Here is a 14648-nt window from a genome sequence, read left to right as displayed (position 1 = left end):
ATATATTTAATAATATGGTAATTCTTCGGATGAAAGTATAAATGTATAAGAACGTATTAATAATATAATATTGATTTATGTGTAATATAGTAAAATGTTTATTCTAGAATATACAGAAAAATTAGGAGGGCGAAATACAGTGAGTAAAAATAATGTATCACTTTTTTCTTTAAAATATATAAAAGTATCACGTTTTTCATTATATGCAGGAGAACCGCAAATTTATATTGATTTTAATAAACCTATAGTTTGCTTAGCCGGTGCTAATGGATTAGGAAAATCAACATTCTTGAATATAATAGGATTTTCATTAACAGGACTGGTGAAAAGGCCTAATTATAATTTTAAAGGTATTAGTGATATAAGGAAAATGAATTATTCAGGTGAATATTTTAAAGGTAGAATAAGACAAGTTGATAGTGAAATATCAGAAGTAGAAGTTTCTTTAGAAATAGGTGAAAATATAATAAATATAAAAAGAAGTTTTGCAAATTCAGGAGAATTTTTGAGCTGGCGTTTAAATAATGATGAAGAAAATTTTGATGAGAAAAAGTTTGAAGAAAAAATTATAGAATTAATGGGATTAGATAGTTTTGAACAATTTATATTTATAGTTCACTATCTTCTTATGTTTGATGAAAGTAAGGAAATGGTTTTCTGGAATACAAATATACTGACAAATGCTATAAATTTATTGTTAGGTATTGATTCAAAGTATGCAGCGGAAGCAGATAGATTATCAAGGTTGATAAATCAATATGATTCAAAATTTAGAAATCTCTCTTGGGATATAACAGAAGCAAGAAGGTATATAAATAAACTTGAAGCAGAAAAAAAACCTTTATATAATAATTCTGAGGATATGGAAAAATTAAGAGAAGATTATATGAATTTGAAAGAAGAAATTGAAGAAATTGAGAAAAATATAAATAATATAAAGAGTGAAAATACGTCTGTAAAATCATTACTTTCTAATATGAGTGCTAAAAAATATTCTTTAAAAAGGGAATTTGATGAAGAATATAAAAAAATGTTTAGTCATATATCAGGAAAAGAAAAAATCCTTAATAATAATATAGTTATGGAATTATTGGAGAATGAAGAATGTCCTATATGTGGAGCAAATCATATAAATGTAGATAGAGTTAGAGATTTTATAGAGAAAGAAAATTGTCCATTATGTTTATCTGATTTACATGAGAGTAAAGTAGAAGTAAATACAAATAGATTAAAAGAAATTGATATTGAATTAAATAAAACAGAAAATGAATTAAAGAATCTATATATAAGTAAAGAAAAATTAGAAATTGAATTAAATAATAAGATAAAAGAGTATGAAGATAAACAATATAAATTATCAAAAATAGAGGTGGATCCTATATTTGTAACAAAAGACACAAGTGAGAATGTTGGAGAATCAATTGATTTTTTAATTAAGAGTAAGTATGAGTTTATAAATATGCTAACTAAAGAAAAAGACGAAAATAGAATAAAGAGAGATGAGGCAAAAGCTGAAGCGCAAAAACTAAGGAATCTTGTAACAGATAAATATTTAGAGATTCAAGGTGAGTTTATACCGATATTTAGTGGTCTTGCAAGTGAGTTTATAGGATTAAATGCAAATTTAAGATTACAAGAGATTACGACATATCATAGAGCTGAATATAAATATGTATTAGAATTAGGAGATTCAGAAAGATTGTATGAGCATCAATTGTCAGAATCACAAAGATATTTTATAGATATTGCATTAAGGATGACTTTTATAATTTATGCTAGTAAAAGAGGTGAAAATAAATCAGGAATATTATTATTAGATACACCAGAAGGGTCATTAGATATTGCTTATGAAACAAATGCTGGAAAAATGTTATATGAATATGCATTAAACAATATGCAATTAATATTAACTGCTAATGTTAATAGTTCAGGACTATTAAAAGAATTATCAAAACTATCAGGTAGTCAAAACTTTAAATTAATAAGAATGATAAATTGGTCACAATTAACTAATGTACAAGAAAAAAATTTAAAACTCATTGAAGATGTTTTGAACTCATTGGAGAATGGTATGGAGGAAAATAATTAGATGAACTCGGAGGCTAATTTTGATATACTATATATTTTAAATAGTTTAGAAAATACTTATGATAGTATAAACATTGTCGAAATACAAAATATATGCTATTTATCGTTATTGGTGTCAGTATTTGATAAAAATCCAATAAGTGATTGGGGATATGAATTTATATATGATAATGATGAACCATTTTCATATGCAATTATAAATGAAATAGAAGATATGATGAAGTCTGGAACAATAATTAAAGAGGATAAAGAAAATTATAAATTAGGTAAAGAAGCTAAGAGGATATTTGGATTTATAAATAACTTGGAGGAATTTTCGAAAAGAAAAAAATATCTACAAGTATCTGCTGATGCTGCGTTGGTTATTCCAATTCCTGAATTTATGAACTCGATGAATTATGAACCGCTCATTGCTTCAAAAAGAAATTTATTTGATAGAGAAGCTTTGGGCTATGGAATTTCAATTAACAAATTATATGATCATTTTGAAGGGATAAGAAAAATAATTGGAGTAGAAAATTATGATTTATGGGCCGTATCTGTATTATGGTTAAAATATTTAGAAGGAATATCAAATGAAATGGAGGAAGAAAAAAAGTGAATTTTGAATTACTAAAGAGTCAATATGAAAATCTGTTGGTTTTTAAATTGATGAATAAAATACCTAATAAAGATTGTACTAATTTAAGAAAATTAATTAGGTTTTTAAAAGAATTTTATATGAAATGTCCTCCAGAACAAATTGATAATGATTTTACAGTTATTATGAGTGATTATGATTTTAGTAAGAATGGATTAGATAAGAATAAATTTTTCGATACACGAAAAATAGACTTATGTTCAACTATAAAGTTTCCTTGCGTAATACAAATTTATAAAAATGGTAATATTGGAATATGGAATGAGCAAACAATTGACTTATCTCAAGTAGATTTAAATGAGAGTATATCATATGAATTGAAAGATAATGAATATATATGGATTGATAATGATAAAAACCTAGTTGAGGCATCAGCGTTGAATACAAGAAGTTATTTTTCTAGTCCTACTTATTGGGACTTAGATGTTGCATTAAATAATTATTATTTAAATAATGCAAAGAAATCTGTATGTTCTAAAGTAGCAAATTCGTGGACAAACAGTAAAAGAATTAGATGGAAAAATGCACCGGAATCAAATTTGAGAGACTCATTATGGGAATATTTAAGGGCTACTCTTAGAGGTGTCAGCGAAATAAAAAGGGAGCAAAATGTTAATTCTGAAAACCCTATTGATATAAAAGTTATATGGAATTTTAATTTTGCTAGAGCATTAATAGAAATAAAGTGGTTAGGGGTATCTGTTAATGAAGATGAGACACGAAAAACATCAGATTATACAAATCAAAGAGCAGTGGATGGTGCGAATCAATTATGTGATTATATTGATGCTTCAAAAGAAGAAAATAACGAATTACACTTCAAAGGGTATTTAGTTGTTTTTGATGGAAGAAGAAGAAGTGTAAGAAATTTAACAGAAAATCAAATATCACTTGCAGATGCTAATTATTATTTAAATAAAGAAATTGTTAATATACCTGAAAAATTTAAGGATTACAAATGTAGTATTAATAGATTTTTTATCGAACCTGGTATTGAAAAAAGAAATTTTAGTAGCTAAAAGGTACATCTACTAAACTATAGGAATTAAATACAAAGTTTAGTAGATGTAGATACTTTTTTTATCACAATTACAGATTCTCTCAAAAAAGGAATGTTTTCTTTTTGTTGACTGCTTGGGTTTATTCTTCTAGCTTCTCTAATTTCAATTACAGTAAATCCTGACTTTTCAGCTATTTCTGCGATAATTTCATCTGTCTTGATCTCTATATTATGGTAGGCTGAGTTTGCAACATTAAAAAATATTAATCCATCTTTTTTTACTTTTTTATATAAAATATCAAAAAGTATGCTCATATCTTCAAAATATCCTTCAATCATATTAATTAAGCCTTTATTCCAAAAATCTGATTCGTGCTTTTTTAAATTTTCAATACTATTATTTAAAGTTTTTATGCCTATATTGTTACTTTTATTCCATTTTACTTGTACATGTGAACGAATTGTATTTTTTCTAAGATTTTTAACATCATCATCATTTTTTAAATAATCTAATAATCGTAATTCTATCATATATGTATCAGTATAATCTCTTGAATTTAAATATGGTGGAGATGTTATAACTAAGTCTATACTATCATCATCTACTCTTTTATTTAAATTTTTTCTTACATCGCCTAAATAACATTCATTATTATTACTTAGTAGTTTTTGATTTTTTTTATAAGTATTAATTAATTTTATATCAGGTAAAAAAACTTCTTTTAACTTTACTAAAAATTTTTCATGAACTTCTTTTCTGGTTATATGTTGTTCTTTCCACTTTTTTTTATATGATATACATTTACCATTTCTATATACATTACTTATTTCCAGTAAGATAGATGCTAATGCTATAGTAAAAAGTCTTTCGTATTTAGAATTATTAAATTTACTTATTGAATATTTTATATCTAAAATGCCGTTCATTGTATCTTTATCAAAATTCCATTTATCTAAGCCATCTTTTTCAACAATTCGTTTGGAAGCATTAAGATTTACTAGTGCACAAATGTTTTCAACAGGATTATTTAGATATTCTTTTATTTTTGTATAATATTTATTAAAACTTTCAACTGTATAAGAATTTGTTAACTTAACTTTTGCTAAGTTATACATAAAGGGACTAACCTCAAAAGATTTGCACTCTATTCCTAACTTTTGTAGTTCCAATGGTGTTGTTCCACTTCCGCAGAAAGGTTCAAGGCATAAAGACGGAAGACAAGAATTAATATTTTTATATTCATCAATTATAGATAATATAAATTGTTTAGAATAACCTTCTACAAATGGATACCAGCCATGAATATATGTATTTTTATTTCTATTAAATTGCATTATTGAACCATATTTAGTAGTATAGTCTACTATTTTAAATTTTTGAGCCATTGTACTAAAGCCTCCAATACATTTATTCAGGAATAATAACTCCTAAATCTAGGAGTTATTATAATTAAAATATGTTACTTAGTATTCAAATTAAATTATATATTAAAATTTTATAATGGGCAATATAAATATTAGTATGTTTATAATAATATAGGTTTTAAAATTTATTTATATTATATAATATCTTGATATATTATTATAGATCTATTTTCATGTATAGAAATATTAATGAATTAAAGATGAGTATAAAAGTTAGCATATAATATAGAGTTGAACAGAATTGATTATCTAAATACTAATTCCTTTATTTTATCCACATTTATATTAACATCAAGGGCTTTATTTATGAAATAACATATATTGTTGTAGATTTTGAACAAAGTTGTATCATTTTAAATAAAGTCATATCAAGATATCTTTGCTAAATAAAAAATACCGTTTATTCGTTTGAATAATACGGCACTCCACATTTACTACAATTTACGTAGATTATCTTTAAATTCCTTTTTTATTGCTTTATACTTTTCTTTATACGAACTCTTTAGTGGGTCTTTTTCTTTTTTTATAGCTAACAGAAATAATTCTTTAAATTCCTCCATTTTAGCAATAATCAATGGTTGCATTTTGCTTTTTACTTCTTCGCTTTCTACTATAAGGTCATCTAAGCATATAGCTAACCATTTCATACAATTTATCTGATATATTGCATCCATTGAAGTAATAGCTATTTCTTTATTTTCTCCATTAATCCAATTATAGCTATCCGATAGTAAATAATCCCTGCCTTCTAGGTATTCTTGAATTTCTATAGAATCATAATGTTGTTCTATCATTTAGCTTCCCCTCCTATATTCTTTTCTATAATTATATCATTATTTACATATTAAAATAATATTTAACTGATAATACCGTACTATTCAATTTTCAAAGATCAATATTTATTACATCATATTTTCATTTTTTGAACAAACTTTATTATAAAATTTAAAGTTAATATTATTAAAAACTTATAGTTTGATACAACTTTGTTATAAAACCAATGTTTCTATTTACCATATTTAAAGCATTTATAACATAAATTTTGATTAAATTTTATTCAAAATCTACAATTAAGGGCAAGTATCTTATTTTTAATACTACTTATAAAGCCCCAATTTGATTTTGAAACTACTCTTTGGCTTAGATAGATGTGAAAAAGAAGTTTCAATTCTTCGCTTATATTTAAAAACTAACCGTCTAAAGGTTTTAGGAAATTGAGTTTTACTATATCCTCTTTTTATAGAAATAAGAGTTGTATGTTTTTCAGATTTTAATTCATGCGCAAGAGAATTACCGACATATCCATTATCTCATATTATTATTAAATTAGATATATTATTTGTTAGTTATCATATTCGTGCCCTATCATCTACATCAGCTGATGTAATTGAATAGTTACAAATATACCAATCAAGTGCTACTAATGCATGGAGTTTAAATCTATAATATGTCTCTTTTTTTGCTATACATCTTCCATAAGATGCATCTGATTTAAAACTTTTATGAAAACGGGCTCTGCCAAAATGCTATACCGTAATAGGTATAATATCAATTAGTTTATATTTTTCATATTGATAGTTTAGTTTACGGATTATTTCTTTACTTATTTCTTCAATAACTTTAGATAAAGATTTTTAATTCTATGAAATCTCGTTCTTGTACAAAAATTAGGAAAGAAGCTTTTTAAATTACTAGCACGACAAGTTAAATAATAAAATAGTGTATAAAATTCAAAATAATTGGATTATTTGACTTTATTGAGAATTTATTTACCATATAAGTGATAATGTGATAAAATATACTAAAATACATAAAATTACAGGGGGAAATATGGAATCATTACTTCAGTCAACATTAACTGCAATGGGAACCAAAATAGTATGCGAATTAACATGGAATATTTTAAAATCAGGATCTAATAAAATAATAGATAGTTTTAAGGGTAAATTTATGAAAAAATACGATATGAGTGAAAATCAATGCATTGATTTTTTACAAGATATAACTGATAATCAAGCGATTAATCCTAAAAAACCATTTACAGAAATAATTAGTTATTATGAAAAACATACAGATAAAGAGTGCCCATATGAATTTAAAGAAGAATTTCAAGAATGGATACAAGAGAACTATGAGGAATTTAAGAAAATAGATAATAAACCGGCACAACAACAATCCTCAATAGTTGTAAATGGTAATCAATATGCAGATAGAGGAGGGAGTATTCAATTTATTGCAAATCAATATAATAATATTGAAGCTGTAAGAAGATGAATATACTAAAAAAAGAGCCAGATGGTTTAACCATTTATAATCCAATTGCTAAGGATAAATCTAATATGAATATAATAGCTAACCAAAATAATTATTATGAAGAAGATTATCTTTATAATAATTTTCTTAGTATATGTGAAAGTAGAAATGAGGAAGTATTAAATGAAAAATATAATATTATAAAATATATTATAAAGAAAGATACTTTAAAATCAGTTATTAAAAAAAAAAGAATTGATAAGGATATAGTATATAAGCAAATCTTTGAGAAAATTATTTATTGTATAGAAAATGAGGTACAGTATAAAGATATTATTGATAATATAATAGATGATGGATATAATTCAATAATATACTCCATAGTTGCTATTGCATTAGTTTTTCAAAAGTATATTGAAAACACAAATACTATTTTAATCAACAATATTCACAATATATATTGTGAATTATCTTCAACTACATTGAATATAAAATATTCAAATAAAATAAAAAATAGAAAAGAATTGAGGGATACTGAAGAAGTTGCTAGAAACTTGCAGAGTGATTTGAAAAAGATAACATATATAAACAATTTTCATAGCATATATAATTTTAATGATGTTCAAATAAATAATTTTAATTTAGATGACATAAGTTTTATTAATGAGGAAATTAAATATCGTGTAACTACAGGTATTATACCAAATTTAATTAAACCTTTGTATGGAAATAAACCAGAATGTGGAGCTAGAGAGTTAATACAAAATGCTACGGATGCATGCAAAGAAAGACTAATTAGAGAGCAATATAAAGCTAGAATAGACATTAATTTTGATGATGACTTCATTATTATTCGTGATAATGGAATAGGAATGAATATAGATATAATAAGAAATAATTATTTTTGCGTCGGGAATTCAAGCAAGAAAAAGTACGGTAACTTAGTTGGACAATTTGGAATAGGGTCGTTAGCAAGTTTTTTGTTAGGGCATAAGGTTCTTGTTAAAACAAGAAGATATGGTGAAGATAATATATTAAGGTTTGATTATAAATTAGAACAAGATGAAAATAATGACAGTATTATAGATATTTTTATAGAAAAAGATAATAATTTTGATTTTGGAACTGAAATTAAGATATTGCTAAATAATAATTTGAAAAATGATAAAAAATCTTTATTATATAAATTGAAACTTAAAGAATGGTATCTGACTTCAGAAATACAAATTTATATAAATGGACATAAAAATGAATCAATAGATGATACGGGACTGGAGTGGATTAATTTCAAATCAGAAGATGATAATTTTAAAGCAGAATTCCTTTATTCAAGCTCAGAATCTCAAAGTAAACTAAATTTAGACAAAAAAATAATTTATAATGGAATTCCATTATCCGAAAACTATGATTTAACAGATGAGGGAGTGTATCCTGTAAGTATATCTAAATCTCCATGTATTAATATAATAGACATTGGATTAAAGAAAAAAATAGAGATAAATCTAGAGAGAAGCAAACTTACCAATTTTGAATATTTGAAATGGGATTTAAAAAAAGCAATTTATAAAAAAGAACTTCAAGAATTAAAGGGAAAATCACCTGAATTAATAGATAAAAGTAACCTCATAATGAAATATGTGTATAATGGACAATTTATAAAAAATATACCGATTATTTATTCGCGCATGGGAGCAGCGTTATATAGTATTTATACTAAATGTATTTTGTATAGAAACGATATAAAAAAAATCTTTATATTATATAATTGTAGTAATATATCTTTTGAAGATTTAAATCAAGACTATGCATACATTTTTTCAAATCAAGTAGTAACCAAGAAATTTATTGGACAAAGATTACTAAATTCAGATGTTAAGAGTATGTGCGTATATAATTATTTTATGGAAAATTATTTTTTTTCAGCAGATAGTTGGAGTAATGGATTAAAAACAGAAGCTTTAGTATCTATATATAATAATTATGGATACAATATTCAAGGAAATTCTAATTTATCTAAATCTCAAGTTTGGGATGAGCATAATAGAGTAAAATTAACTATGAGAAATAATATTATGAGAAATAGTCAATATGGATTTTGTAAAATAAAAGGACAAGAAATGCTAGATTTGGAGTTGGTAAGAAAAATATTTAGTAACAACAAACAGGCATACATTGAGTGTAGAGATGTTGTGAAATCTAATATTGTAAGTCTTGAGGATTCTTTTGATAATTATTATAACAGCATTTTTAATAGTTCTTTATTTGTGTGGAAGTGGAAGTAGAGCTAAATACTGTAAAGATGAATTGTAGTATTGATTAGGTAAACAATTACTAAAATTATATGATGTCAAGAGAACCTTTTTCAAAAATGAATAATAATAAAAGCTCAAAGAACTAATTTTTAAATCAAACTTTTTAAAAAATTAGTTCTTTTATTTTGAATTTTGGAATTATGCCTCTATTAAATAAAACAATATAATTACCTGATTAATTATAAGTAAAAAAATCTAACGGTTTCTTTAAATCTATAAGCAGTACAATATCATTTGTATCAATCAATTTATATTTTTCTTTTTCAATTATTTAAACTCCTATTCTAATAATTTATATCCATTTTTTATAAATTCTTCATCACCAAAACATCTGTCATTAGGTTCTGAATATCCTTGAATATCTTCTTTCCATTCTTCTTCACTAAATATTGCTCTATCATATCCGCAACCGCATTCTGTATGGGATATTACTTGTTCATTGCACCTTATACATATAATTATAGGTTGTTGATAATTTTCTTTTTCTTTTAACCATTTAGAATTTTCATCTACAAATTTTTTTACTTCTCTATCTGTAGAAGAAAGAAATAATAATGCTGTATCATTACCTAATTTAGTGATTATAAAATTTATCCTTTCTCTTCTATTTCTAAATTCCATACTATCCTCACATTTATTTTTATAAATATTTTTATAAAATTATTTTTATTAATTTTTTTAATTTAATGTTTAGTATATATTTTTAATTTATTTTCTAATTCAAACTTTTTTTCAAAAATAATATTTAATAAAATTTTTTTATCATTACTTCTATTCAAACTTTTTTACAAAATATTTAATTTTAATTTACGAAGTAAAGCCATTTAGAAGTCTTATTTGAATCAAACTTTTTTTCAAATCTACATAAAAATAATTTATGAGGTGAAAAATAATGAAAGATGAATTAGTAAAATTATTATCAGAATACAAGGAAACTGAAAAATGTATGGAAATGGGTATGGATTGGCTAAGTGATAAAGAATATGCTAAAGGAAAATTAGATTTAGTTAAAGTAATAATAGCTGATTTAGAAAAGTTATCAAAGGAAGTATAGAGCTTAAAAGTGATAAAAAAGCTACACATTCAACTTGGGATGTGTAGCTTTAGTTATATACGCTATTTTACTAAAAGAGTTTGAGTATAATGGTGGTAATTTATAAAAATTATTTTAATTGAATTTTATTTTGAACCTATAAAAGTAAATTTCATATTTATAATTGTTAATTTATAACATAAATGTTATAATAAGAATAAGAGTGTGAATTGCCAAAAGGAAGGTGGTGAAATCATCTTATGAAAATGAATTTAAAAGACAAAATGAATTTAATAGTTATAAGTTTTTTAGTATTATGGGTTGGATGTATTAGTTTTATATCGATATTTGTAATGAGAAATAGGATAGATGATGCAAAGTATGAATACTCTAAGGTAAATATCGATACTATAATGACTAAAATTGATACTAAAATAGAGAATTTCGAAAATGATAATAATGAATTAGCTAAAAAAGTTAAATTAACTAAAAAAATTGAAGTTAAAGATCTTTTAGAAAAAGATATACAAGCATTTTATGTTATGGACAAAGAAAAAAATATACTTTTTAAGACAACAGCGTCTGATGAAAGTTTGAATAATTTAGATATAAAATTATATTATATAGATGGTAAAAGTAGAACAGGAATTACAAATATAGATGGATATCCTGCTCTTGTAAGTATGACTAAAGATGAAATGGAGAAGGTTTACATATCTGTATCTATATTAAAACAAGGGAATTTAGATGATTTCAATATTAAAGATAGTGAAGGGTACGGCATATTATTTTTAACGAAAAATAATAATTTGTTTCTAGAAGAATTAAAAGATGTAGGGGTCAGAAAGCGAGAAAAAGTTTATGCTAGGGTACCGCTAGGCACAACAAAGGTAATTTCTAACTTTGTAATAAATGATTACTTTAATAAGCCTACTGTAAATGTTAATTATAATTTTGATAAACAAGTTGGACCTTATATAACTAAGATAGATTCAAATTTCTATATGGCTATAGGTGCAATAAATGTAATTTTCTTAGGATTATTTATTTATTTATTAAATCTAAAAGTATTTAGTAGGTTGGAAAAAATACAACATGAAATAGATAGGCTAGATGAATATAAAACAAATAAAGGAGTTCATAATGATGAACTCAAGTCTTTGGAGGAAAATCTAAGTAGTGTAATAAATTCATTAGCTGGTTATAAAGAACAGGTAGATTTTTATTCAAAGTATGATAATTTGACAGGGCTTATGAAGAGAGAAATCTTTATATATGAAGGAGATCAGTATATATCAGAACATGAAGATGGTATAATAGGATTAATATATATAAATTTAGATGGTTTTTCAAATTATAACAACAGCTATGGATATTTAAAAGGTGATGAAATACTAATAAGGGTTGCAAAGATATTAAATGAGAATATAGATGAGAATTCATTACTTTCTAGAATTGGTGGTGATGAGTTTGGAATTCTAGTTAAAACTATAAAGTCAGAAGAGTATATGGAGAAGTATGTAAAGGACTTGCTTAAGCTTTTAAATGAATTTAAGATAAATGATGAATATAATCAATTTATTTCTGCAAGTGTAGGTATATGTGTAAAGGATAGTAAAGATACTACTACTTTTGAAATGTTAAATAATGCTTATTTAGCTATGATTAGTGTTAAGGAAAGAGTTAAAAATAGTTATGAATTCTTTGAAGATTTTTTAAAGAATGAAATAACTATAGAAATGATGCATAATGGAATAAAAAATGGAGAAATACAATTGTATTATCAACCTAAGGTTAATTCTATAACTAATAGGATAGATGGAGTAGAGGCTCTTATAAGGTGGTTTCATCCAATTAAAGGGTATATTCCTCCACCTAAATTTATTAAAGTTGCTGAAGAAACTGGTTATATAATAACTTTGGGAGATTGGGTACTTAATGAAGCTTGTAAACAGATAAAAGAACTAAATGACAGATTTAGTACAGAGGTTAAAGTTGCAGTTAATGTATCGTCAATACAATTTATGCAAAATGATTTTGTAGATTTATTAAAGCAAGCTTTAACTAAATGGGATTTAAATGCTAGATATTTAGAGTTAGAACTTACAGAGAGTGTAGGGGTTTATAATTCTAGAGAAGTTATAAGTAAGTTCGAAGAAATTAATGAATTAGGAGTAAGTATAGCTATTGATGATTTTGGGACAGGTTATAGTTCATTTAAGTATCTTCAACAATATAAAGTCAATACTATAAAAATAGATAGAAGCTTTGTTCAAGATATCGAAAATGATAGTGGAATAGTCAAATCTATAATAGAGTTATCACATAATTTGGGCTTCAAAGTAGTTGCTGAGGGGATAGAGAACTTTGCTCAATCCCAAAAACTAAAGCAATTAGAATGTGATTATTTTCAAGGATTTTTCTTTTACAAGCCGATATCAGTAAATATCCTTAGTGAAATCATAGAAAAGTATGAGCTTTTAAGATATTAAATTTATCATAAACCAATTTTAAAGTTTTATAAGGGGTGGAGTCTTTGGAAACATTAAGTGAAAGAATAAAGTTTGCTGAGAACCTTAGAGAAAGTGGTAAATATTATGAATCAATTGAAATTTATTTAAAAGCTAAAGAGGATTGTGTTCAAAAAAATTGGATTAATTTTATTATAGGAGATATCTTTTATATTATAGGAGATTTGGAACAATCTAAGAAGTATTATATTAAGTGTTTAGAAAATGGAAATACTGGGGATAGTTTAATTTTACATCTTGGACATGCATTGTTAGATGGAGTTATAAAGGATGATTATCAGGGAGCTTTAGTTGAGGCTTATAAAGAATGGATTGATATTTATTACAAAAATAATGTGGAAAGACTTTATGATTTTGTAGATATTGATTTGGAAGATATGACAAGTTATGACTATAAATGTTATATTGTAGCGAAAGAATATATAGAAAATAATGTATAGATAGGAAGATTTAAATGGATAAAAAAGAGTTAAGAAAACTAATTAAGGAAAAGAGATTGAATTTAGATAGAAAAGAAAAGGAATTATCAGATATAAAAATAGCAGAAAGCTTTTTAAAGAGCGCTTATTTTAAGGAATGCAAAACTATATTTATGTATGTAAGTATGGAAGATGAAGTTGAAACTAAGGAGATTTTAAAAAAAGCATTAGAATTAGGAAAACATATATATGTACCTAAAGTGGAAAATACACAAAAAGTTATGAAGGCTTTGAGGATAAATAGTTTATTAGATTTAAATGAAAGTGGTGTTTTTGGTATACTTGAACCATCAATAGATAATGAAGAACTTAAGGAAGAAGCTGATATAATTTTAGTTCCAGGTTTAGCATTTGACTTAAGTGGTGGAAGGCTTGGCTATGGTGGTGGGTTTTATGATAAGTTTCTAAAAAACAGTAAGAGTAGTAAAAGAATAGCACTATGTTACGATTTTCAAATTGTTGATGAAGTTCCTATGGAAGAGTTTGATGAAAAAATAGATTTTATAATTACAGAAAATAAAGTAGAAAAAATAATTAAATAAACAAGAAAAACACTTGAAAAAAATTACAGAAGGTATATAATTAAATTAAATAACTTAATAAGATCTTTTATCAAGAATGGTGGAGGGACTGGCCCTTTGAAGCCTGGCAACAGCTAGCAGTCATAAGCTAGAATTGTGCTAAATCCTGCAGATTAATATCTGTACTTAAAGGTATAGAATCTTTTTATATATTAGAAAGATTAATCTGAGAGATAAGAAAAAGCTTTGACACTAGCGTTAATAGAGTCTTAAGTAGCTATTTTTCTATCTCGGAATAGAAAAATAGCTTTATTTTTTATATTTCGAGAGTAAGGGAACTGCACACTGTTACACTTGTATAAAGGA

12 protein-coding genes and 1 riboswitch are annotated in these 14648 nt (G+C 24.8%); of the genes, 9 read left to right on the top strand and 3 right to left on the bottom strand.

Features of this window, described 5'->3' with window-relative positions; all coding sequences use genetic code 11:
• Nucleotides 1–139: 139 nt before the first annotated feature.
• The 3 genes from BUB01_RS12265 to BUB01_RS12255 are packed head-to-tail and all read left to right on the top strand — an operon-like array spanning nucleotide 140 to nucleotide 3747.
• Nucleotides 140–2089: an AAA family ATPase gene (locus tag BUB01_RS12265; RefSeq protein ID WP_072988001.1), complete on the top strand. Its 1950-nt coding sequence runs from the start codon at nucleotides 140–142 to the stop codon at nucleotides 2087–2089.
• Nucleotides 2090–2689, top strand: coding sequence for a hypothetical protein (locus tag BUB01_RS12260; protein ID WP_072987999.1), 600 nt, complete (start codon nucleotides 2090–2092; stop codon nucleotides 2687–2689).
• The gene (locus BUB01_RS12255) at nucleotides 2686–3747 is read left to right on the top strand and encodes a hypothetical protein (protein WP_072987997.1); all 1062 of its coding nucleotides are present in this window, start codon (nucleotides 2686–2688) and stop codon (nucleotides 3745–3747) included. The genes BUB01_RS12260 and BUB01_RS12255 overlap by 4 nt, the downstream gene beginning before the upstream one ends.
• 26 nt (nucleotides 3748–3773) lie before the next feature.
• Here the strand turns inward: BUB01_RS12255 and BUB01_RS12250 are convergent, their stop codons facing one another.
• Nucleotides 3774–5114, bottom strand: a complete 1341-nt coding sequence (locus BUB01_RS12250; RefSeq protein ID WP_072987995.1) for a TRM11 family methyltransferase — start codon at nucleotides 5112–5114, stop codon at nucleotides 3774–3776.
• 473 nt (nucleotides 5115–5587) lie between these two features.
• On the bottom strand, nucleotides 5588–5947 hold the full coding sequence (locus tag BUB01_RS12245) for a hypothetical protein (RefSeq protein WP_072987992.1): 360 nt from the start codon (nucleotides 5945–5947) through the stop codon (nucleotides 5588–5590).
• Between the two features lie 1036 nt (nucleotides 5948–6983).
• Between BUB01_RS12245 and BUB01_RS12240 the strand changes: the two genes are divergently transcribed.
• Together BUB01_RS12240 and BUB01_RS12235 are read left to right on the top strand one after the other, a co-directional pair.
• A complete protein-coding gene (locus BUB01_RS12240; RefSeq protein WP_072987988.1) occupies nucleotides 6984–7427 on the top strand; it encodes a hypothetical protein in 444 nt (147 codons plus the stop codon).
• On the top strand, nucleotides 7424–9688 hold the full coding sequence (locus tag BUB01_RS12235) for an ATP-binding protein (protein WP_072987985.1): 2265 nt from the start codon (nucleotides 7424–7426) through the stop codon (nucleotides 9686–9688). Before BUB01_RS12240 ends, BUB01_RS12235 begins: the two co-directional genes overlap by 4 nt.
• 309 nt (nucleotides 9689–9997) lie before the next feature.
• Here the strand turns inward: BUB01_RS12235 and BUB01_RS12230 are convergent, their stop codons facing one another.
• On the bottom strand, nucleotides 9998–10339 hold the full coding sequence (locus tag BUB01_RS12230) for a hypothetical protein (protein WP_072987982.1): 342 nt from the start codon (nucleotides 10337–10339) through the stop codon (nucleotides 9998–10000).
• Between the two features lie 271 nt (nucleotides 10340–10610).
• Between BUB01_RS12230 and BUB01_RS23235 the strand changes: the two genes are divergently transcribed.
• The 4 genes from BUB01_RS23235 (at nucleotide 10611) to BUB01_RS12215 (ending at nucleotide 14303) form a co-directional block, all read left to right on the top strand.
• On the top strand, nucleotides 10611–10772 hold the full coding sequence (locus BUB01_RS23235) for a hypothetical protein (RefSeq protein WP_159433245.1): 162 nt from the start codon (nucleotides 10611–10613) through the stop codon (nucleotides 10770–10772).
• Between the two features lie 239 nt (nucleotides 10773–11011).
• Entirely contained in the window at nucleotides 11012–13243 is a 2232-nt protein-coding gene (locus tag BUB01_RS12225; protein ID WP_072987979.1) for a putative bifunctional diguanylate cyclase/phosphodiesterase, read from the top strand.
• Nucleotides 13244–13287: 44 nt separating this feature from the next.
• Nucleotides 13288–13722: a hypothetical protein gene (locus BUB01_RS12220; RefSeq protein ID WP_072987976.1), complete on the top strand. Its 435-nt coding sequence runs from the start codon at nucleotides 13288–13290 to the stop codon at nucleotides 13720–13722.
• 14 nt (nucleotides 13723–13736) lie between these two features.
• Nucleotides 13737–14303, top strand: a complete 567-nt coding sequence (locus BUB01_RS12215) for a 5-formyltetrahydrofolate cyclo-ligase (protein ID WP_072987973.1) — start codon at nucleotides 13737–13739, stop codon at nucleotides 14301–14303.
• 64 nt (nucleotides 14304–14367) lie between these two features.
• A riboswitch (SAM riboswitch) is annotated at nucleotides 14368–14475 on the top strand.
• Nucleotides 14476–14648 lie beyond the last annotated feature (173 nt).

It is taken from the genome of Clostridium cavendishii DSM 21758 (assembly GCF_900141845.1).
GTDB lineage: Bacteria > Bacillota > Clostridia > Clostridiales > Clostridiaceae > Clostridium_AG > Clostridium_AG cavendishii.
This window is presented reverse-complemented; position numbering and strand designations above follow the sequence as displayed.

What these genes read in the sequence shown, in the direction of transcription:
- BUB01_RS12260 (WP_072987999.1), top strand. Translation starts at nt 2,090, where the DNA reads ATGAACTCGGAGGCTAATTTTGATATACTATATATTTTAAATAGTTTA.
- BUB01_RS12250 (WP_072987995.1), bottom strand. Translation starts at nt 5,114, where the DNA reads ATGGCTCAAAAATTTAAAATAGTAGACTATACTACTAAATATGGTTCA.
- BUB01_RS12245 (WP_072987992.1), bottom strand. Translation starts at nt 5,947, where the DNA reads ATGATAGAACAACATTATGATTCTATAGAAATTCAAGAATACCTAGAA.
- BUB01_RS12240 (WP_072987988.1), top strand. Translation starts at nt 6,984, where the DNA reads ATGGAATCATTACTTCAGTCAACATTAACTGCAATGGGAACCAAAATA.
- BUB01_RS12235 (WP_072987985.1), top strand. Translation starts at nt 7,424, where the DNA reads ATGAATATACTAAAAAAAGAGCCAGATGGTTTAACCATTTATAATCCA.
- BUB01_RS12230 (WP_072987982.1), bottom strand. Translation starts at nt 10,339, where the DNA reads ATGGAATTTAGAAATAGAAGAGAAAGGATAAATTTTATAATCACTAAA.
- BUB01_RS23235 (WP_159433245.1), top strand. Translation starts at nt 10,611, where the DNA reads ATGAAAGATGAATTAGTAAAATTATTATCAGAATACAAGGAAACTGAA.
- BUB01_RS12225 (WP_072987979.1), top strand. Translation starts at nt 11,012, where the DNA reads ATGAAAATGAATTTAAAAGACAAAATGAATTTAATAGTTATAAGTTTT.
- BUB01_RS12215 (WP_072987973.1), top strand. Translation starts at nt 13,737, where the DNA reads ATGGATAAAAAAGAGTTAAGAAAACTAATTAAGGAAAAGAGATTGAAT.